Annotated in this window: 17 protein-coding genes and 1 pseudogene; 7 read left to right on the top strand and 11 right to left on the bottom strand. The window is 72.4% G+C overall.

What is annotated here, in order from left to right:
* Positions 1-75: 75 nt before the first annotated feature.
* Positions 76-681, top strand: coding sequence for a hypothetical protein (locus OFY01_RS12790; RefSeq protein WP_266599358.1), 606 nt, complete (start codon positions 76-78; stop codon positions 679-681).
* Here OFY01_RS12790 and OFY01_RS12785 read toward each other — a convergent pair.
* The 3 genes and pseudogenes from OFY01_RS12785 to OFY01_RS12775 form a co-directional block, all read right to left on the bottom strand.
* Positions 627-1,814, bottom strand: a complete 1,188-nt coding sequence (locus OFY01_RS12785) for a serine hydrolase domain-containing protein (protein ID WP_266599356.1) — start codon at positions 1,812-1,814, stop codon at positions 627-629. The genes OFY01_RS12790 and OFY01_RS12785 overlap by 55 nt on opposite strands.
* Before the next feature lie 60 nt (positions 1,815-1,874).
* A pseudogene (locus OFY01_RS12780) lies at positions 1,875-2,337 on the bottom strand (hypothetical protein).
* A 230-nt stretch (positions 2,338-2,567) separates the two neighbouring features.
* Positions 2,568-4,076: a ricin-type beta-trefoil lectin domain protein gene (locus tag OFY01_RS12775; protein ID WP_266599354.1), complete on the bottom strand. Its 1,509-nt coding sequence runs from the start codon at positions 4,074-4,076 to the stop codon at positions 2,568-2,570.
* Between the two features lie 192 nt (positions 4,077-4,268).
* Here OFY01_RS12775 and OFY01_RS12770 point away from each other — a divergent pair, with 192 nt between their 5' ends.
* Complete coding sequence (locus OFY01_RS12770; protein ID WP_266599352.1) at positions 4,269-4,760, top strand: hypothetical protein; 492 nt, start codon at positions 4,269-4,271, stop codon at positions 4,758-4,760.
* A gap of 102 nt (positions 4,761-4,862) precedes the next feature.
* On the opposite strand, the gene OFY01_RS12765 is transcribed toward OFY01_RS12770, so the two are convergent.
* The 3 genes from OFY01_RS12765 to OFY01_RS12755 are packed head-to-tail and all read right to left on the bottom strand — an operon-like array spanning position 4,863 to position 7,478.
* Positions 4,863-5,639 (bottom strand): energy-coupling factor ABC transporter ATP-binding protein, encoded by a 777-nt coding sequence (locus OFY01_RS12765; protein ID WP_266599350.1) that lies wholly within the window; start codon positions 5,637-5,639, stop codon positions 4,863-4,865.
* On the bottom strand, positions 5,627-6,388 hold the full coding sequence (gene cbiQ / locus OFY01_RS12760) for a cobalt ECF transporter T component CbiQ (protein ID WP_266599348.1): 762 nt from the start codon (positions 6,386-6,388) through the stop codon (positions 5,627-5,629). The genes OFY01_RS12765 and cbiQ overlap by 13 nt, the downstream gene beginning before the upstream one ends.
* Position 6,389: 1 nt before the next feature.
* The gene (locus OFY01_RS12755) at positions 6,390-7,478 is read right to left on the bottom strand and encodes an energy-coupling factor ABC transporter permease (protein WP_266599346.1); all 1,089 of its coding nucleotides are present in this window, start codon (positions 7,476-7,478) and stop codon (positions 6,390-6,392) included.
* A gap of 204 nt (positions 7,479-7,682) precedes the next feature.
* On the opposite strand from OFY01_RS12755, the gene OFY01_RS12750 reads away from it, so the two are divergent.
* Positions 7,683-8,045 carry an SsgA family sporulation/cell division regulator gene (locus OFY01_RS12750; protein WP_266599344.1) on the top strand — a complete coding sequence of 121 codons (363 nt, stop codon included), beginning with the start codon at positions 7,683-7,685 and terminating at the stop codon, positions 8,043-8,045.
* 82 nt (positions 8,046-8,127) lie between these two features.
* Here the strand turns inward: OFY01_RS12750 and OFY01_RS12745 are convergent, their stop codons facing one another.
* Positions 8,128-8,724 (bottom strand): TetR/AcrR family transcriptional regulator, encoded by a 597-nt coding sequence (locus tag OFY01_RS12745; RefSeq protein WP_266599342.1) that lies wholly within the window; start codon positions 8,722-8,724, stop codon positions 8,128-8,130.
* Positions 8,725-8,947: 223 nt separating this feature from the next.
* Here OFY01_RS12745 and OFY01_RS12740 point away from each other — a divergent pair, with 223 nt between their 5' ends.
* Both OFY01_RS12740 and OFY01_RS12735 read left to right on the top strand, forming a co-directional pair.
* Positions 8,948-12,625, top strand: coding sequence for a S41 family peptidase (locus OFY01_RS12740; protein ID WP_266599340.1), 3,678 nt, complete (start codon positions 8,948-8,950; stop codon positions 12,623-12,625).
* 116 nt (positions 12,626-12,741) lie between these two features.
* On the top strand, positions 12,742-13,023 hold the full coding sequence (locus tag OFY01_RS12735; RefSeq protein WP_266599338.1) for a hypothetical protein: 282 nt from the start codon (positions 12,742-12,744) through the stop codon (positions 13,021-13,023).
* A gap of 73 nt (positions 13,024-13,096) precedes the next feature.
* On the opposite strand, the gene OFY01_RS12730 is transcribed toward OFY01_RS12735, so the two are convergent.
* Genes OFY01_RS12730 through OFY01_RS12720 form a run of 3 tightly spaced genes read right to left on the bottom strand, consistent with a single transcriptional unit; the run spans position 13,097 to position 16,553 of the window.
* Positions 13,097-13,969: an SDR family oxidoreductase gene (locus OFY01_RS12730; RefSeq protein WP_266599336.1), complete on the bottom strand. Its 873-nt coding sequence runs from the start codon at positions 13,967-13,969 to the stop codon at positions 13,097-13,099.
* Positions 13,966-14,913, bottom strand: coding sequence for an alpha/beta fold hydrolase (locus OFY01_RS12725; protein WP_266599334.1), 948 nt, complete (start codon positions 14,911-14,913; stop codon positions 13,966-13,968). The genes OFY01_RS12730 and OFY01_RS12725 overlap by 4 nt, the downstream gene beginning before the upstream one ends.
* Positions 14,910-16,553 (bottom strand): flavin-containing monooxygenase, encoded by a 1,644-nt coding sequence (locus tag OFY01_RS12720; RefSeq protein ID WP_266599332.1) that lies wholly within the window; start codon positions 16,551-16,553, stop codon positions 14,910-14,912. The genes OFY01_RS12725 and OFY01_RS12720 overlap by 4 nt, the downstream gene beginning before the upstream one ends.
* Before the next feature lie 325 nt (positions 16,554-16,878).
* Here OFY01_RS12720 and OFY01_RS12715 point away from each other — a divergent pair, with 325 nt between their 5' ends.
* Complete coding sequence (locus tag OFY01_RS12715; protein WP_266599428.1) at positions 16,879-17,505, top strand: MerR family transcriptional regulator; 627 nt, start codon at positions 16,879-16,881, stop codon at positions 17,503-17,505.
* Positions 17,506-17,530: 25 nt separating this feature from the next.
* On the opposite strand, the gene OFY01_RS12710 is transcribed toward OFY01_RS12715, so the two are convergent.
* On the bottom strand, positions 17,531-18,334 hold the full coding sequence (locus OFY01_RS12710) for an exodeoxyribonuclease III (protein WP_266599330.1): 804 nt from the start codon (positions 18,332-18,334) through the stop codon (positions 17,531-17,533).
* 68 nt (positions 18,335-18,402) lie between these two features.
* Here OFY01_RS12710 and OFY01_RS12705 point away from each other — a divergent pair, with 68 nt between their 5' ends.
* Positions 18,403-18,915 (top strand): GNAT family N-acetyltransferase, encoded by a 513-nt coding sequence (locus OFY01_RS12705; RefSeq protein WP_266599328.1) that lies wholly within the window; start codon positions 18,403-18,405, stop codon positions 18,913-18,915.
* The last annotated feature ends 149 nt before the right edge of the window (positions 18,916-19,064 follow it).

The following is a 19,064-nucleotide window of genomic DNA, read 5'->3' as shown; positions in this document are numbered from 1 at the left end:
TCTCCGGGTGCGGTACGGGTACGGCCAGGGTCTTCCCCGGTCGAGACCGGCCCCGGCGGCGCGCACGCTCGGTGCATGACCTTCAGACGCGGCGCGCTCGGCTCCCCCGAGACGGCTCTCTTCCTCGGCCCGCTCCTCTTCGGCGTGTACGGCGTGATCCGCCTTCTCGACGGCATCGACGGCGTCCACGGACCCGGCCTCGCCTGGACGACCGGCCACCTGTGCTTCCTCGCCGGACTCCCCCTCTACGTACGGGGGTTCGGCCTGATGCGGGACCTCGCAGGGCGGCGTGACCGGTGGGCCGGGGCGGCTCTGGTGACGTCGGTGGCGGGCGCGTTCGCGTTCGCCGTGCAGTTCGGCGTGGACGTGGTCTGCGGCCTGCTCGCAAACGACCACGCCCGGATGTCCGAACTCTCCGACCACTTCGGCTCGTTGCCTGGCGCTCAGATCGTGTTCTACATCGCCGGACCCATCTTGTTCTCGCTCGGCCAGGTCGCCCTGGCGGCGCGTCTGTACAGGTGGCGCGCGCTGCCGCTGTGGGCTCCGTGCGTGCTCTTCGCGAGCGTGCTGCTGCCGTTCGCGGACAAGGACCTGATCCCGCTCGCCGCCGCGCTCATGCTCCTCGGCTACTCGCCGCTCCGGCGCTCCAGCGCCTCCCGTACGGCCTTCACCAGGGCCTGAGCCCGCGGGTCGGCGGTGACACCCTTGCGCATGCCGTTGGTGACGTAGCCGAAGGCGATGCCCGACTCCGGGTCGGCGAAGCCGAGGGTGCCGCCGCGGCCCGGATGGCCGAATGAGCCGGGGCCCAGCAGCGGGGACGCGGCGCCGTGCAGCATGTAGCCGAGGCCGAAACGGCTGGGGGCGATCAGGACACGGTCGGGTCCGGACGAGCGCTCCGTACGGGCGAGTTGAACGGTGGCGGGCGTGAACAGGCGTGCCCTGCCGTCCACTTCACCGATGAGCGAGGCGTAGAAGCGGGCGAGGCCGTCGGCGGTGCCGATGCCGTTGGAGGCGGGCAGCTGGGCGGCGCGGTAGGCGGGGTCGTTCTCGTCGGGCGCCGGGTCGATGGCCCCGAAGGCGCGACGGGTGAGCGAGCCGGGGTCGGCGTACGCGTCGGCGATGGCCTTCTTGGGCCGGGCGCGCAGCCCGCCGGGCGCGGCCGGTGGTTCGGTGGGCCCGATCCGCCCCACGTGTCCCGCCCGCTCCCGCGGCAGCCCGATCCACACGTCGGCGCCGGCCGGCCCGGCGATCTCGTCGGCGACGTACTCCCCGATGCCGCGTCCCCCGGTCACCCGGCGCACGAGCTCCGCGGTGAGCCAGCTGTAGGTCTGCGCGTGGTAGCCGTGGTCGGTGCCGGGTGTCCAGGCGGGGGCCTGCCCGGCGACGGCCGCGGCGCCCAGGTCCGGGTCGGCGGCCTCGGCCGGGCTGAGCGGCCGGTCGAGCGCCGGTACGCCGACGCGGTGGGCGAGAACGTCCCGTACGCGGGCGTCCTCCTTGCCGTGCGCCTTGAACTCGGGCCAGTACGAGCCGACGGGCGCGTCGAGGTCGAGCGCGCCGCGCTGGTGGAGCAGGAGCAGGGCGGCCGCGGCGATCCCCTTGGTGGCGGACCGCATGACCTGGGCGGTGCCGGGCCGCCAGGCGCCCCCGCCGCCGTCGACGTCCCGGCTGCCGCCGTACAGCTCGACGACCCGGTGCCCGTCCCGGTACACGACGAGCCCGGCGCCCCGCTCCCCTCGGCTCTTGAAATTACGGACAAAAGCCTCCCGCACGCCTTCGAATCCGCGGTCGACCGAGCCGTTCACTGCTGCATCCACGGAGGATGTAACGCGGGCAGGGGGGCGGTGATTCCTGCGCACGATCACGCGTGGCCGCGGTCACAGGACGGCGGCGAGGCGGTCCACCTGGTCCGGGTCGGTTCCGTAGCAGTAGAGCATCACCTCGTCGGCGCCGAGGTCGGCGAAGGCGGTGACCGCCTGACGGATCTCGCGTGGCGTGGTGAGCATGTCGTCGACCATCCGGTCGGCCGCGCCGGTGAAGGCGTAGTAGGCGCGCCGGGCGGCACGGGCGTCGTCGACCACGTCGGCCGGGCCGAGCGCGACGTTGACCTGCGCGACGAGGCGGGGCGAGCAGCACCTCGCTCTGCACGCGGATGCGGGACGTGGCCCCGGCGAGCGCCGCGAGCGCGACGAGCGGCTCGGGGGTGTCGTAGGCGAGCCGGTCGAGCAGCCCGAGCGTGCTGAAGGGCCCGGCGTCGGCGCGCCGGGCCCAGGTGAGCAGGTCGGCGGGGTCGCCGATGGGCAGCCCGATGCCGATGTGGACGGGGTTCGTGGCGTTCACGAGGAGAGACCTCCGGAAGGAAGGGTCGGCGGATACCGCTGCCGCCCCTCCGGCACCCCGCTGACCGGGGTGGAACGCTCCCGCCCTGCGGCGTACTTCCGGGGAGCGTCTCGTCGAAGTGCTCTCACGTCAAGGCGCGCGGTTTCCCACGCGCCAACGCTTTTCCCGCCCGGCTACCGCCCGGCCGCCGCCCGACTGCCGCCGACTGCCGTGCGGCTGCCGTGCGGCCGTCAGGCGAATCGCTGCGCGGTCGAGCCGTCGCAGGACCGGAGGGCCATCGCCCCGTTCGCGGCGGACTGCGTCAGGCACAGGCCGGTCGCGGTGGCCGGGCGGATCGTGCCGTCGCCTGGCCTGGTCCACTGCTGGTTGGTTCCGCCGTGGCAGTTCCACAGGATCGTGGACGTGCCCGCGGTGGTGTCACGGGAGTCCAGGCACCTGTCGTGGGAGAGCCCGACGTGGATCGACTTGTACGCCGGGTCGTACCACCACACCTGGTTGCGGCCGCCGTGACAGTCCCAGCCGATCACGGACGTGCCGTTGCGCGACGAGTCGCCGGAGGCGTCCAGGCACTGGCCGGTCGCCTCGTTCTTCAGCGGCTTGAACAGGTCGTCCCAGGCGCCCGCGTACAGCTTGGGGCTGCCGGTGGACGCCGGGTCGGCGCAAGATGCCTCGCGCAGGCCGGAGTTGTAGAACTGGGCGAAGCAGGAGGCGAAGGCGCCGTGCCCGGCGGCGTTGGGGTGGAACGACTGACGGACGTTGTTCTCGTCGGGCGGGAACGGGCCGGTGACGTCGTAGTAGAAGCCGCGCGCCCAGGTGCTGGACGTGCACACCTCGTGCCCGTGGAACAGGCGGGAGTTGTCCAGGTAGTACGCGCCGGACGCCTCGGCCGCCTTGCGGATGCCGCGCTCGAAGGCGGGGACGGCGACGTTGCGGCCCCATGCGGCGTCCGAGTCGTAGCCGAGGCAGCCGCCGGGCAGCTTCCCGGGGAAGTTCGGGTTGTCGTACATGTCCGGACTGATCGGGGACGGGTAGGACATGACGACGAGCTTGTAGGCGTCGTCGGCGTAACCGGCTTCGCGCATCACGGTCTTCAGGTCGCCGACGGTCGCCTCGACCTTGGGCACCATGCCGTCCACGCGGGCCTGCCAGCCGGAGTCGTACTTCGGCGCGCACGGCCCCTGCAACAGCACCCACCGCTCCACGCAGTCGGTCATCACGGGCCCGAACTGGATGTCGTCGTTCGCGCCGACGACGAGCACGATCATCTTGACGCGGGTGTTACGGGCCTTGATGGCGAGGTTGTCGCTCTGGACGAGCTGGTCGGCGTACTGCTTCTGCCCGCCGATCCGGATGTGGTACGTCGCCGCGCCGGAGCAGGCGACATTGTTCGCGACGTCCGCGAGTCCCGTGCGGTAGATCGCGGCCTTGGTCGAACGGTGGCACCAGTTGTCGGGCCCGTCGGTGCCCGGCCAGTACGAGCCGACGCCCTCCCCGGAGATCTCCGAGTCCCCGAGCGAGATCACCTCGCTCTTGCGGTCGGCCATGGGCCGTTCCTCCGGGCTGCCGTAGAGCTTGGTGGCCTCCGCGGCGCGGATCTGTTCCAGGTCCGGGGGGAGCGGCGTCGACTGGGTGGTTGCGGGGGCCGCGTGCGCGGTGGTCACGGCGAGCGGCGTGCCGAGGGAGAGAGCGAGGACGGCCGCGGCGGCACAGGTTCTCAGCCGCTTCCTCATGTGTGCCATGAAGCCTCCAGGTTCGCTGTTACCCCCGGTATTTACTGGCTGGTAGCCACCCTGGGAAGAGCCTGAACCTGAAAACCCCTCAACTTTTGCGCTCTCATGGATCGGAGGTCGGCGATCCGGTACGCCGGGATCCGGACATTTATGATCACCCGCATGCGGCCGCACGGCGGCTGCGCCACAACGGGGGATGACATGCGGAACACGAACAACACGACCGGCCTGGTCATAGCCGTGCTGGTCGTCGCTCTGGTGGTACGGCGGCAGGTGCGTACACGCCCTGTGCGGCGCTACGGCTCGCTCGTCGCGCCCGCGCTCCTGGGCGTCGTCGGCGCCGTCGGGATCGCCTTCGGCATCGCCGCGGCCGTCAAGGACCGGCCACTGACCCTGCTGCCCGTCGTCCTGCTGGTGGCGAGTCTGGCCGTCGCGGCGTCGTTCGGTGTGGCCAGGGCACGGACCGTACGGGTCTGGCGTGGCCCGCGAAGCGAAGTGCTGCGCAAGGGGACGGCGGCGACGACCGGGCTGTGGCTCGCTTCGCTCGGCGTGCACATCGGTCTCGCGCTGTGGATCGACCGGGCGGCAGGAGCCGGGCTGCTGGGGACCGCGTCCCTGTACGCGTACGTCGCGGTCGGCCTGGGGACACAGAACCTTCTGGTACGACGGCGGGCCGCCGCGCTGCCGGGGTGAGCGACGAAGGCGGCCTCCCGCCCCGAGGCACGCCCGCCCCGAGGCACGCCCGCCCCGAGGCACGCCCGGCCCGGCCCGCGCCCGGCCCCCTCCGCGCGCGTCCTAACCCACGCTCGGCGCCACCGCCCGCGGATCGAAGCCGAACGGCAGTTCAAGGCGGTGCGCGCGCATCAGCTCCTCGTCCACCAGCAGGTCGCCCGTCGCCCCGTCCGCCGCGATGACACCGCCGCTGAGGATCAACGAGCGCGGGCAGAGCTCCAGGGCGTACGGCAGGTCGTGCGTCACCATCAGGACGGTGACGTCCAACGAGCGCAGGATGTCCGCGAGTTCGCGGCGGGACGCCGGGTCCAGGTTGGAGGACGGCTCGTCCAGGACGAGGATCTCCGGCTCCATCGCCAGGACCGTGGCCACCGCCACCCGGCGGCGCTGGCCGAAGGAGAGATGGTGCGGGGGACGGTCCGCGTACTCCTCCATGCCGACCATGGTGAGGGCCCGCACGACCCTGGCCTCCAGTTCCGCGCCCCTCATGCCTGCCGCGGCCGGGCCGAACGCCACGTCCTCCCGGACCGTCGGCATGAACAGCTGGTCGTCCGGGTCCTGGAAGACGATGCCGACGCGGCGGCGGATCTCCGCCATGTTCGCCCGGTCGACCGGAAGGCCGGCCACCCGCACCGAGCCCGCGCCCGCCGTGAGGATGCCGTTCAGGTGCAGGACGAGCGTCGTCTTGCCCGCGCCGTTGGGGCCGAGCAGGGCCACTCGTTCGCCCTTGGCGATCGTCAGGTCGACCCCGTAGAGGGCCTGGTGGCCGTCCGGGTAGGCGAAGGCCAGTCCCGAAACGTCCAGCGAGGTGAGCGAGGTAGCGGCAGTCACAGCATCCATCCCATGAGGCATACGAACAGCGCGGCTCCCGGCAGGGTCAGCGCGTACGACCATTGCGCCCGTGTCGCCGTGACCTCGTCGATCACCGGCATCGAGCCCGCGTACCCCCGGCTGACCATGGCCAGGTGCACGCGCTCTCCCCTCTCGTACGAGCGGATGAACAGCGCGCCCGCCGATTTCGCGAGCACCCCCCAGTGGCGTACGCCCTTCGCCTCGAAGCCGCGCGACTCCCGCGCGATCTTCATGCGGCGCATCTCGTCCGTGATCACGTCGCCGTAGCGGATCATGAAGGACGCGATCTGGACCAGCAGCGGGGGGAGTTTCAACCGCTGCAGCCCCAGGAGCAGTTCGCGCAGTTCCGTCGTCGAGGCCAGCAGGACCGACGCCGCCACGCCGAGCGTGCCCTTCGCGAGGACGTTCCACGCGCCCCACAGACCACTCTCGCTCAGTGACAGGCCCAGGAAGTGCACCCGTTCGCCCTCCGCGACGAAGGGCATCAGCACCGCGAACGCCACGAACGGGATCTCGATCAGCAGGCGTTTGAGCAGGTACGGGAGCGGGACCCGGGCCGCGTACGCCACCGCCGCGAGCAGCGCCGCGTACAGCGCGAACGCCCACATCGCCTCCCGCGGGGTGGAGACGACCACGACGACGAAGCAGAAGACCGCCGCGAGTTTCGTGTGCGGGGGCAGGGCGTGGACGGGCGAGTCCGCGGCCCGGTAGAGACGGTGTGCGTGGCCCGCGCCCATGTCAGGACACCGCCCCGTCGGCGACCGGCTCCGTCGACGCGGGGTCGCTGGTACGACGCCTGCGCAGCACCCAGAAGACGCCCGAGCCCGCGACGAGCGTCACGCCCACCCCGATGGCCCCGGCCAGGCCCCGGCTGCCCGTCACGTCCTTGACGCCGTACCCGGCCAACGGGGAGTCGGACGCGGCGTGCGGCTTCTCCTTCTTGTCGATGCCCTTGTCGTGGGCGACCTTCATCAGACCGTCGGGGTTCGTCGACGCGTAGTACGAGACCCCGCCCGCCAGGACGAGGGACGTGAGCAGACCCGCCGCCCAGACCTTGCGGTGCGAGCGGCCGCGGGCGGCCACGGCCACCGGCGAGACCGGCGCGTCGATCAGCTCCCCGCCGACCTTGAGCTTGAGCGGCTTGTGCAGGCCCCGCGCCCCGTGCACCAGATCAGGGCGGACGGCCACGACCGCGCCGACGGTGAGCGCGGTGATGACCGCCTCGCCGATGCCGATGAGCACGTGCACACCGATCATCGCGGTGGCCACCTTGGCGAGGGAGACGTCCGTCGTCCCTCCGATGGCGTAGAAGCACGTGAAGACGACGGCGGCCGCCGGGACCGAGAGGAGCGCGGCGGCGAACGACGCCACCGTGATCGAGCGGCGAGTGCGCGGCAGCAGCTTCACCAGGGCGCGGAAGACGAGGTAGGCGACCACTGTCGTCGTGATCGCCATGTCCGTGATGTTCACGCCGAGCGCGGTCAGACCGCCGTCGGCGAACAGCACCCCTTGCATGAGCAGCACCACGGACACGCACAGGACCCCGGTGTACGGGCCGACCAGGATCGCGGCCAGCGCGCCGCCCAGGAGGTGCCCGCTGGTACCCGCCGCCACGGGGAAGTTCAGCATCTGCACCGCGAAGATGAACGCCGCGACCAGCCCGGCCAGCGGCGCCGTGCGCTCTCCCCCGCTCCCGGCCGTGCCCGAACGGGAGGCATCCCCCAGTTCACGGCGCGCGCCGCGCAGGCTGACCACGATGGCCCCCGCGGCGACCGCGCCCGCGGCCGCCGAGACGGGGGCGTCGATGAATCCGTCGGGGACATGCATGGGGCGATGATAGTGCGTTGTTGCGAACAGCTTGCAAGAGCATCGGCCGGGCGGTCGCCAGGCCGCCGAGGCGACCGCGGAGCCGCCGGAGCCGCCGGAGCCGCCGGAGCCGCCGGAGCGACTGTGAGGCGGATAACGCGGACAACGCCGAAGGATCTTCGGCACCCCTGGCCCGAAGACTCGGACATATGGGACATTAATGGCATGAACGCCGTCGAGCAGTACGTCGAGCAGTACGCGCGGGCCCGTGTGGTCACCGACTCCCCCGACGCGAACCGTGCTGTCCCGGTGGTGCTGCGTTACGACGGCCGGGTCCACGTCCGCGTCCCGGACGCGGACGCCGTCGCCCCGGAGTCCGGCGAGTGGACGCTCCCGCGCGACCTGCTCGAACGCGGCCTGCGCGCCCCGGCCTCCAGCGGCGACATCCGGGTCTGGCCGTGCGGGCGGGTGCAGACGGTCATCGAGTTCCACGCCCACGACCGGGCCACGGTCGTCCAGTTCGACGCGAAGACGCTGATCCGTTTCCTGCGTCGCACGCACACGGCGGTCACGCCCGCCACCCGCTGACCGGCCACCGCCGGCCCACCACCCGCGCCCGCCACCCGCCGACCCGGCGTCCGTCGGAGTCGGCTCCGGAGCCGGCTCCGGCTCACCGCACCGGCGCGCCGAGCGCCGGCAGCACGACCGCGTCGATGTACGAGGACAGATACGCCCTGGTGGGCGGCTCGTCGTCGATGATCGAGCGCGTCGCGAACGCGCCGATCAGCATGTGCACCACATAGCCGAGCGCCGGATTGTCCGCCTGGATCTCACCGCGCTCCGCCGCCCGCCGCAGCATCCGGTCCAGCCCGGACAGCTCGGGCGCGATGACCCACTCGCGGAACGCGGCCAGCAGATCGGGGTTGGTGTGGACGGCCAGCATCAGGCCGCGCATCAACGCGCTGTTCTGCTCCATGCCGTCGTCGTCCTCGCGGCAGGCCAGCGCGTGCAGGTCACCGCGGAGCGACCCCGTGTCGATCTCGTCGAACCGCGGCTTCTGGCTGCGCAGCGCCCGCGCGACGAGCTCGGCCTTTCCGCCCCACTGACGGTAGAGCGTCGCCTTGCTCGCCCGGGTGCGGGCGGCCACCGCGTCCATGGTCAGGGCGTCGTAGCCGACCTCGCGGAGCAGATCGAGCACGGCCCCGTACAGCTCGGCCTCCCGCTCGGGCGTGATCCGGCTGCGGCGTGCCGTCGCCTCGGCGGTCATGACCGTCACCTCTTCTCGCGTACGCGTACGCACACACCGGCACGCGTACGTCGTCACCATCGCCCACGTACAACATGAACATACCGCGCCGATTACCGAAACGAAACCGTTTCGTACGTGCGGACGGGCGGTGCCGCGGGCGGAGATTCCTCGCCCCGCCCCTCGGGGCGGTGGAGGAGGTCAAAAAGTTGCCGCGGCCTGTCACGCGGAAAAGCATGAGGAGGTGACTGAGGCAGCAGCAGAGACAGAAGCAGCGGGCGCGAACCGGGCCTACCTGCGGTTCCCACATCTCAACGGCGACCAGCTCTGTTTCGTCGCGGAGGACGACCTCTGGGTCGCCCCGCTCGACGGTTCGGCGCGCGCCTGGCGGGTCACCGCCGACCGCACCAAGCTCGGACACCCGCGGTTCTCGCCGGACGGCAGCCACATCGCGTACACGTCATGGCGCAGCCTCGATCCGGAGATCCATCTCGCGCCGGTCGACGGCGGGGCCGCGCGCAGACTCACGTACTGGGGCAGCACCGACACGCAGGTGCGCGGCTGGACGCCGCCCGACCGGGACGGCCGGTCCGACATCCTCGCCGTCGCCTCGCACGGCGAGCCCTTCTCCTACTTCACCTTCGCGTACAGCGTCCCGACCGACGGCTCTCCCGGCGGCAAGCTCCCCTGGGGCCCGGTCACCGACATCCAGGTCGCCGACATCGACGGCGAACGCCGCACCCTGCTGCTCACCGGCACGCCGCCGCACGAACCGGCCGCCTGGAAGCGGTACCGCGGGGGCGCGCAGGGGCGGCTGTGGGTGCACGGGCAGCGGGTTCTCGCCGACCTCGACGGGCATCTCGACGACCCGATGTACGTGGCCGGGCGCATCGCCTTCCTCTCCGACCACGAAGGCGTCGGCAACGTCTACTCGTGCCTGCCCGACGGCTCCGACCTCACCCGGCACACCGACCACGACGCGTTCTACGCCCGGCACGCCGCCTCCGACGGCACGCGTGTCGTCTACCAGTGCGCGGGTGAGCTGTGGATCCTCGACGCGCTGGAGGCCGGGTCCCAGCCGCGCCGCCTGCCGGTCCGGCTCGGCGGCCCGCGCACCGGGCGGCGCCGCTACCAGGTGCCCGCCGCCCACCACATCGACTCCCTCTCGGTCGACGAGACCGGCCGGGCCAGCGCCGTCACCGTGCGCGGCAGCCTCTACTGGCTGACGCACCGCGACGGCCCCGCCCGCACGCTGACCAGCACCCCGGGGGTGCGGGTCCGGCTGCCGGAGATGCTCGGCAGCGGCGGCCAGGTCGCCTACGTCACCGACGCCGACGGCGAGGACGCGGTCGAGATCGCCTACCTGCCCCGGGCCAGCGGTGCCCGCCCCCCGCGCCGCCTCGCCTCCGGTCGGCTCGGCCGCGTACGAGAACTCGTCTCGGACCCGGACGGCGAACGCCTTGCCATCGCCACGCACGACGGCCGTCTCCTCCTGCTCACCGTCGCGGAGGACGAGGAGCCGGTGGCCGCCGGGGAGGACACCGGACGCGCCTCGGACGAGAAGACCGGCACGGCCGACACGATGGCCGGGGCCTCCGACGCGACGGCCGGGGCCTCCGACACGACAACCGACACCACCACCGCAACAACAGCCGACACCGCCGACACAACGACCGACACCACCACAACGGCCCCGGCCGCCGACACGACGGCCGACACCGCCGACACAACGACCGGGGCCGCCGCCACGACGGGCACCACCGACACGAACACCCCGACCACCGGTCAGCGAGCCGCCCACACCACCGGCCGGGCCCCCGCCACCGGCCCACAGGCCGTCCCCGCCGAAGGGCGGACCTCCGCCGCCGGTGCGCTGGACGCCACCCCCGGCGGGGACGCCGCGGCCGGTGGTCGGCTCGTCGAGGTGGTGCGGTCGGTGAACGGGCCCGTGCGTGATCTCGCGTTCTCCCCGGACGGGGCCTGGCTGACCTGGTCGCATCCCGGTATCGGGCGCTCACTGCGCAAGATCAAGATGGTGCGGATCTCCGGGCCCGGCGACCGGCGCGTCGTCGACGTCACCAACGGCAGGTTCGAGGACGAGAACCCCGTCTTCACGCGCGACGGCCGGTACCTCGCCTTCCTGTCCTGGCGCGGCTTCGACCCCGTCTACGACGTGCACACCGGCGACCTCTCCTTCCCCCTTGGCTGCCGCCCCTACCTCGTACCGCTCTCCTCCACCACCCCGTCGCCCTTCGCCCTCTCGCCCGACGGGCGCACGGCCGCGGGCGGGCTCGACGCCGCCGAGGGCACCGGGGACTGCTCGCCGACCGTGGAGACGGAGGGGCTGCCGGACCGGGTGGTGCCGTTCCCCGTCGCCGCGTCGAAGTACTCGGCCCTTCACCCGGTCGCCGGCGGCGGCCTGGTGTGGCTGCGCTGGCCGATCTCCGGCGCGCTCGGCGAGACGTTCGCCAACCCGGCGGACACCTCGGCCCAGCCGACCCTCGAACACTTCGACCTGGCCAAGGGCCGCAAGACCCAACTCGTCGACCACATGGACTGGTTCGCGGTCAGCGGCGACGGCACCCGGCTCGTCGTCGCCGACGAGGACGAGCTGCGCGCCGTGCCCGCCACCGAGGCGGGCGACAGCGACTCCACCGTCTGGCTCGACCTGCGCCGCATCCTGCACGAGGTCGACCCGGCCGCCGAGTGGCGGCAGGCGTACGAGGAGGCGGGCCGGCTCATCCGCGCCTACTTCTGGGACCCGGACATGTGCGGGATCGACTGGGACGGGGTGCTCGACCAGTACCGCCCGCTGGTCCAACGGGTCGCGTCCCCCGACGAGTTCGCCGACCTGCTGCGCGAGGTGCTCGGCGAGCTGGGCACCTCGCACGCCTACGTCGCCGCCGCCCGCCGCAACGAAGGCCCGCCGCACTACCAGCGCGCCCAGGGCCTGCTCGGCGCCAACCTCGTGTGCCGGGACGGGCGATGGGTGGTGCGGCGCATCCTGCCCGGCGACTCGTCCGACTCCAAGGCCCGCTCCCCGCTGGCCGGTACCGGCATCCGCGAAGGGGCCGTCCTCACCCACGTCGACGGCCGCCCGGTCGACCCGGTCGCGGGCCCGTACCCGCTGCTCGCGGGCTCCGGCGGCACCACGGTCGAGCTGACCTTCTCGCCCCCGGAGGGCGAAGGCCCGCCCCGCCGCGTCGCCGTCATGCCGCTCATCGACGAACGGCCGCTGCGCTACCAGGACTGGGTGGCCAAACGCCGAGCCGTCGTACGGGAGTTGAGCAACGGAAAATGCGGCTACCTGCACATCCCCGACATGGGCGGCTCCGGCTGGGCGCAGTTCAACCGCGACCTGCGCATGGAGGTCTCGCGGCCCGCGCTCATCGTCGACGTACGCGGCAACGCGGGCGGCAACATCAGCGAGCTCGTCATCGAGAAACTCACCCGGAAGATCCTCGGCTGGGACCTGACACGCGACGCGCAGGCCGTGTCGTACACCTCGAACGCCCCGCGCGGCCCCGTCGTCGCGCTTGCCGACGAGGCGACCTCGTCCGACGGCGACATGATCACCGCCGCGTTCAAACTGCTCGCGCTCGGCCCGGTGGTCGGGCAGCGCACCTGGGGCGGCGTCGTCGGGATGACGGGGCGGCACCGGCTCGTCGACGGCACCGTGATCACCGTGCCGATGAACGCCGCCTGGTTCCCCGAGTACGGCTGGTCCATCGAGAACCGGGGCGTCGACCCCGACATCCCGGCCCTGCGCACGCCGCTCGACTGGGCCGAGGGGCGGCACGCGCAGCTGGACGACGCCGTCGAGCTCGCGCTCGGGCTCCTCGACGAACAGGGCGCCAAGACACCGCCCGACTACTCCGACGTACCCGACCGGCGCCGCCCGAAGCTGCCGCCACGGCGCTGAACACGCGGCCCTGACCTGCGCCGACAGCGGAGGGCTACGGTCCGAAATGCGACCTGTGTACCGCCGTGCAAGTCTGGTCGAGCCCCGATCAACACCCACCTCAGGAGTGAACTTTCATGGGCATGAAGGACCAGTTCCAGGACAAGGCCGAGCAGCTCCGCAACAAGGCCAAGGACCAGATGGGCAGCGCCAAGGACGAGGCGCAGCAGCGCGGTCAGCAGGGCAGGGAGCAGGCGGAGCAGTACGGCCAGGAGGCCCGGGAGCACGGCCGGCAGGCTCGGGAGCAGGCGCAGCAGCGTGGCCGGCAGGGCCAGGAGCGCACGTCCCGTGACATGGACGACACGCAGCGGTCCCTCCAGGAGGAGCAGGACCGCATCGACCAGGACTACGAGGCCTGAAGCGCGTTCCTCACCTCACGCCCAAGGGCGCACCCGACCTCTTCCGGGTGCGCCCTCGCGGCGTGCGTGCGTCTCAGTCGCGTTCCGCCTCGTCCGCCGCTCCCCCGGCACCCACGAGGCCGGTGCGGATCGAGTCGAGGCGCGGCTCGAACCGCCGCATCTCGCGCTGCCCCACCGCCCCGATGATCCCGGGCAGATAGCCGCGCACGCCCTGCATGCCGCGCAGCCACCACTGCGCGTAGACGTGCGACGACCGCCGCTCGATGCCCGCCACGATCCGGTCCACGGCCGGGCCCAGCGGATACGTCTTGTTCGACGGCCACGGCAGCCGCTGGCGCAGCTCGCGCATCACGTCGTCCTGGTCGGCGCCGCGCACCATGTCCGTGTCGGTCCAGGACAGGTACCCGACCCCGACGCGTACGCCCTTGTAGCCGACCTCGGCGCGCAGGCTGTGCGCGTACGCCTCCACGCCCGACTTCGACGCGCAGTACGCGGTCATCATGGGCGCGGGCGTGATCGCCGCGAGCGAGGCGATCTGGAGCAGGTAACCGCGCGACTCCATGAGTACGGGCAGGAACGCGCGGGCCGTGACCGCGGAGCCGATGAGGTTGACCTCGATGACGCGCCGCCACGCGACGGGGTCGGAGTCGACGAACGGGCCGCCGGTGGCGACTCCCGCGTTCGCCACGACGATGTCGACCTTGCCGAACCGCTCCTTCACCTCCCGCGCCACCCGCGCCATCGCCTCGTGGTCGGTGACGTCGGCGTGCCACCAGTCGGCGTCCGCGTGCAGCCGCCCGGCGACCTGCTTCAGCTCGTCCGGCTCCAGGCCGACGAGCGCGACCTTGGCGCCGCGCGCCGAGAGCTTGCGGGCCAGCAGTTCGCCGACGCCGCGCGCCGCGCCCGTGACGACCGCGACCTGCCCTTCGAGACTGACCTTGCTCATGCGGCGTCCGCTCCCTTCTCCGTGTCTGCCGTTACGTAGCTTCGTACCAGTTCCCGGATCGTGTCGGTGACGGCGTCCGGCGCCTCGATCGGCGTCATGTGGCCGCGCCCGGCCAGCTCGGTCAGCCCGACGCACTGCGGGAGCCCGGCGGCGATCCGCCGGGCGTGCACGAGGGGCGTGAGCCGGTCGGCGGTCCCGGCGACGACGGCCGTGGGTACGGTCAACTGCCGCACGCCGGAGTCGAGTTCCAGTTCCTCAAGGACGCGCGACCAGCCGTGCCGCACGCCCCGCGGGCAGGCGTGCACGATCCGCGCGCACGCCTCCACCTGGTCGGGAGTCGAACTCCTGCCCATGGTCGCGTACTTGAGGACGCGCTTGGCGAGCGGCGTGACGGGGCCGAGCGGCGCCCGCGACCCGAGGATCGCGGCGGTCAGCCGGGTCCGCAGCGCGCCCGAGCCGAGCAGCGGCACGACGGTCGACTCGGCGACGAGCCGCGAACTGCCGGTGCTGCACAGCAGAACGGCGGCGGCGTGCTCGGCGAAGGTCTCCCGCCCGGCGGCGGCCATCATCGTCATGCCGCCCATCGAGTGCCCGGCGAGCACGGCCCGCTCCCCCGGCGCGAGCGTCGCGCGCAGCACCGCTTCCAGGTCGTCGGCGAGCATCTCGGTGCTGTAGGGGCGGCCGGCGGCCTGCGCGGCGGGCGAACGACCGTGCCCTCGCTGGTCGTACACGATCACCCGGTGGTCGGGGGCGAGCGCGCGCGTCTGCCGCGCCCAGAAGGCGGTCGAGCAGGTCCAGCCGTGGGCCAGGACGATCGCGGGGCGGCCGTCGGGGCCGTGCACCTCGGCGTGGAGCCGCGCGCCGTCCGCCGAGACGACGGAGAGCTCGCGGGTGGCGGCGGGCGGGGCGTAGGGCCCGGTGGTCATGTGCGTCGGGCGGCTCATGCGGCACTCACCTCGGACTCGTCGGACTTCTTCGTACGGGCCCGCTTCTTGGCGGCGGGCCTGGTGGACGCGGTGGGCGCCGCGGGCGCGTGGGGCGCGTGGGGCGCGTGGGGCGCGTGGGGCGCGTGGGGCGCGTGGGGCGCGGTGGACGTATTGGGCGCACGCACCACCTCGTACTCCCCGAGGTCGACATGGCGCGTGGCGCGCCGGAACTCGGTCGTCGTGCCGGGCCAGACGGTGGTGTTGACGCCGTTCGCGTCGAGGTACCAGCTGTTGCAGCCGCCGGTGTTCCACACGGTGCGCTTCATCCGGTCCTGTACCCGGTTGTTCCAGCCGGTCACGGCGGTCTCGCGGGGGTCGAGCGCGACCCGCCCGCCGAGCACGTCCAACTGCCGCATGTAGTCGGCCAGATAGTTCAGCTGCGACTCGATCATGAGGATCATGGAGGAGTTGCCGAGGCCGGTGTTGGGTCCGATCACCGTCATGAAGTTCGGGAAGCCGGCGGCGGTCGCGCCGCGCAGCGCCTTCATCCCGTCCTTCCAGCTCTGCGCGAGCGTGCTGCCGTCGGCGCCGACGACGCGGTCGGCGATCGGCATGTCGGTGACGTGGAAGCCGGTGCCGAAGACGACGGCGTCGACCTCGGCCTCGGTGCCGTCGGCGGCGACGAGCGTGTTGCCGCGGATCTCGCTCAGGCCCGACGCGACGACGTCGACGTTGGGGCGGGCGAGGGCGGGATAGTACGTGTTGGAGAGCAGGATGCGCTTGCAGCCGATCCGGTAGTCCGGGGTGAGCTTGGCGCGCAACGCCGGATCCTTGATCGCGCGGTACATGTTCCGCTTGGCGATCCGCTCCACCATGCCCAGCTCGTCGGGCCGCTTGGTGAACGCCTGGACCTGCAACTCCCTGATGCCCCACAGGAGTCCGCGCCGCGCCTGCGTGGTGAACGGCAGCTGGTGGTGGAGCCAGCGCTCGGCCTTGGTGATGTTGCGGTCGGCGCGCGGCATGACCCACGGGGGCGTGCGCTGGAAAAGGGTGAGCCTGCCCACCCGCTTCTGGATCTCGGGCACGATCTGGATGGCGGAGGCGCCGGTGCCGACGACGGCGACGCGCTTGCCGCGCAGGTCGTAGTCATGGTCCCAGCGGGCGGAGTGGAAGACCTTGCCGGGGAACGACTCGATCCCGCGGACGTCCGGGAGCTTCGGATCGGACAGCGGCCCGGTGGCAGAGACGACGACGTCGGCGGTGAGGGTGCCGCGGGAGGTCTCGATCTCCCACCACAGTCTGTCCGTGTCCCACCGGGCCTGCCGCACTTCGCAGTCGAACCGGATGTGCGGCCTGATCCGGAACACGTCGGCGACGTGCTCCAGGTACTCCCGGATGCGCTCCTGCCCGGAGAAGGTGCGCGGCCAGTCCGGGTTGGGCGCGAAGGAGAAGGAGTACAGGTGGGAGGGCACGTCGCAGGCGCACCCCGGGTAGCTGTTGTCGCGCCAGGTGCCGCCGACCGCGCCGGCCCGCTCCAGGACCACGAAGTCGGTGACGCCCTCGCGGCGCAGCCTGACCGCCGCCCCGAGCCCGCCGAACCCGGACCCGATCACCGCCACTCGCACGTGTTCACGCTCGCGCTCGTCGCTCGCGCCCATACCCGCGCCTCCCTTGCCGCACGATCCTGCCAGTGAACACTGGCGCAATCCGGAGAGTAGAGCTTCGCCGTACTCATGGGTAGGGGGTGGGCAGGGAAAGTTACCGGCGGTACGACATAAGGTTTCGGGCGTGGGCAGCCCCGGAGAAGACGCGCGACACACACAGGCCGCGCGACACACGCAGGACGCACAAGACACGCAGGACGCACAGGCCACGCAGGGCACGCAGGGCACGCAGGGCACGCAGGGCACGCAGGGCACGCAGGGCACGCAGGGCACGCAGGGCACGCAGGACGCGAACACCGACGGGAAGCGTGAGTACCGCATGGCGGAACTGGCGGAGGCGGCCGGGATCACGGTCCGCACCGTCCGCTTCTACCGCGAACGCGGCCTGCTGCGGCCACCGCGCCGCGAGGGCCGGATCGCCTGGTACGACGAGACCCACCTGGCCCGCCTGCGCACGATCGCGGCACTCCTCGAACGCGGCCACACCCTCAACGGCATCGCGGAGCTCTCCGAGGCCTTCGACCGGGGCCGCGACGTGGGCGAACTCCTGGGCGTCGGCGTGCCGACCGAGGAGACCCCGGTCCGCCTCTCCGCCGCCGAACTCGCCGACCACTTCGCGGGCGAGGTCACCCCGGAGAACCTCCAGGCCGCCCTCGACCTCGGCTACCTGGGCACGGACGGCGAGGAGATCGTCCACGTCAGCCGCCGCCTGCTGGACGTCTCGGCGGCACTGGTCCGCGAGGGCATCCCGCTCGCCGAGGTCCTCGCGGCGGGCGCCAAGGTCCGCGACCACGCGGAGGCACTGGCCCGCCTCTTCGCGGACCTGGTGCTGGCCCACAGCACCCGGCAGGACGCGGAACGCCTCCGCCCCCTGGCCAAGTCGGTGGTCGAGGCGGAACTGTCGATGGCGCTCGACCGGCGCCTCAGTCCGCCTCCGCAGCCCTGACGCGCCGCCCGACGCGCCCGCTCGCCTACCTGTCGAAGACCGCGGTCACCGGAGCGTGGTCCGACCAGCGCTCCTGATGCGTGGCGGCCCGCTCGACCAACGCCTTGCGCCCCCTGGCCGCCAGCCCCGGCGTGGAAACGATCAAGTCGATCCTCCAGCCCGAGTCGTTGTCGAACGCCCGACCGCGGTAAGACCACCACGAGTACGGCCCCTCGGTGTCCGGGTGCAGGGCCCGCACCACATCCACGTACCCGCCGTCCGCCGGGTCGAGAACCCGGCTCAGCCACTCACGCTCCTCCGGCAGGAAGCCGGAGTTCTTCTTGTTGCCCTTCCAGTTCTTGAGGTCGGCCTCGCGGTGAGCGATGTTCCAGTCGCCACAGACGACGACCTCGCGGCCGTCGGCGGCGGCCCGCTCGCGCAGTTCCTTGAGGTAGGGCAGGAACTCCCCCATGAACCGGATCTTCTCGTCCTGCCGCTCGGTGCCGACCTCGCCGGAGGGCAGGTAGAGGCTGGCCACCGTGACGCCGGGCAGGTCCGCCTCCACGTAGCGGCCGCTGCCGTCGAACTCGCTCGACCCGAACCCGACCCGCACCCGCTCCGGCTCACGCCTCGTGTAGAGCGAGACACCGGCGCGCCCCTTGGCGGCGGCGGGCGCGTGCGCGACGTGCCAGCCCTCGGGCTCCCGCACGGTGTCGGGCAGCTGGTGCGGCTCGGCCCGCACCTCCTGGAGGCACACGACGTCGGCCGAGGTCCCGGCGAGCCACTCCACGAAACCCTTCTTCGCGGCGGCACGCAGCCCGTTCACGTTCACACTGGTCACAGTCAGCACCCGGCCACGGTACCGGCACACTGGAAAGCGCAAGACACACCCGTAGGCATAGAGATACGATCGGCCGCATGTCTATACACTCTTCCGTCGCTCCCGAGGCCGTCGCGCTGCGCACGGTCCCCTTCGACCACGCCGACGCCGTCGCGCTCAGCGACCGCGTCCTGCGGGAGTACGCGGAGCGCTACGGCGACCCCGAGGGCGACGCCACCCCGCTCGACGCGGCGATGTTCGCCCCGCCGCGCGGCCTGTACGTGATCGCGTACGGCACCGGGGGGACACCGCTGGCCACGGGCGGCTGGCGCACGCAGGACCGCAACGACGAGGGATACGCGGACGGCGACGCCGAACTCAAGCGGATGTACGTGACGCCCGAGGCCCGGGGACTCGGCCTGGCGCGGCGGATCCTCGCCGTCCTGGAGGAGGACGCACGGGCCGCGGGCCGCGTCCGTATGGTCCTGGAGACCGGAGTGAAGCAGCCGGAGGCCATCGCCCTGTACACGTCGAGCGGCTACGAGCCGTGCGCCAAGTTCGGCCACTACCGCTTCGACGAACTGAGCCGCTGCTACGCCAAGACCCTGTAGAGCCTCGTGGTCGCGGCCGGGCACGAACCTCGTGGCCGCGGCCGGGCGCCGCCCGGTACCGACACGCGACCTCGCCCGGTACCGACACGCGACCTCGCCCGGTACCGACACGCGACCTCGCCCGGTACCGACACGCGACCTCGCCCGGT

Source organism: Streptomyces beihaiensis (genome assembly GCF_026274175.1).
Classification (GTDB): Bacteria; Actinomycetota; Actinomycetes; order Streptomycetales; family Streptomycetaceae; genus Streptomyces; species Streptomyces beihaiensis.
The sequence above is the reverse complement of the archived record's forward strand: the minus strand, read 5'-3'. Positions and strand labels throughout refer to the sequence as shown.

What these genes read in the sequence shown, in the direction of transcription:
- OFY01_RS12790 (WP_266599358.1), top strand. Translation starts at nt 76, where the DNA reads ATGACCTTCAGACGCGGCGCGCTCGGCTCCCCCGAGACGGCTCTCTTC.
- OFY01_RS12775 (WP_266599354.1), bottom strand. Translation starts at nt 4,076, where the DNA reads ATGGCACACATGAGGAAGCGGCTGAGAACCTGTGCCGCCGCGGCCGTC.
- OFY01_RS12770 (WP_266599352.1), top strand. Translation starts at nt 4,269, where the DNA reads ATGCGGAACACGAACAACACGACCGGCCTGGTCATAGCCGTGCTGGTC.
- OFY01_RS12765 (WP_266599350.1), bottom strand. Translation starts at nt 5,639, where the DNA reads ATGGATGCTGTGACTGCCGCTACCTCGCTCACCTCGCTGGACGTTTCG.
- cbiQ (WP_266599348.1), bottom strand. Translation starts at nt 6,388, where the DNA reads ATGGGCGCGGGCCACGCACACCGTCTCTACCGGGCCGCGGACTCGCCC.
- OFY01_RS12755 (WP_266599346.1), bottom strand. Translation starts at nt 7,478, where the DNA reads ATGCATGTCCCCGACGGATTCATCGACGCCCCCGTCTCGGCGGCCGCG.
- OFY01_RS12750 (WP_266599344.1), top strand. Translation starts at nt 7,683, where the DNA reads ATGAACGCCGTCGAGCAGTACGTCGAGCAGTACGCGCGGGCCCGTGTG.
- OFY01_RS12745 (WP_266599342.1), bottom strand. Translation starts at nt 8,724, where the DNA reads ATGACCGCCGAGGCGACGGCACGCCGCAGCCGGATCACGCCCGAGCGG.
- OFY01_RS12735 (WP_266599338.1), top strand. Translation starts at nt 12,742, where the DNA reads ATGGGCATGAAGGACCAGTTCCAGGACAAGGCCGAGCAGCTCCGCAAC.
- OFY01_RS12730 (WP_266599336.1), bottom strand. Translation starts at nt 13,969, where the DNA reads ATGAGCAAGGTCAGTCTCGAAGGGCAGGTCGCGGTCGTCACGGGCGCG.
- OFY01_RS12725 (WP_266599334.1), bottom strand. Translation starts at nt 14,913, where the DNA reads ATGAGCCGCCCGACGCACATGACCACCGGGCCCTACGCCCCGCCCGCC.
- OFY01_RS12720 (WP_266599332.1), bottom strand. Translation starts at nt 16,553, where the DNA reads ATGGGCGCGAGCGACGAGCGCGAGCGTGAACACGTGCGAGTGGCGGTG.
- OFY01_RS12715 (WP_266599428.1), top strand. Translation starts at nt 16,879, where the DNA reads ATGGCGGAACTGGCGGAGGCGGCCGGGATCACGGTCCGCACCGTCCGC.
- OFY01_RS12705 (WP_266599328.1), top strand. Translation starts at nt 18,403, where the DNA reads ATGTCTATACACTCTTCCGTCGCTCCCGAGGCCGTCGCGCTGCGCACG.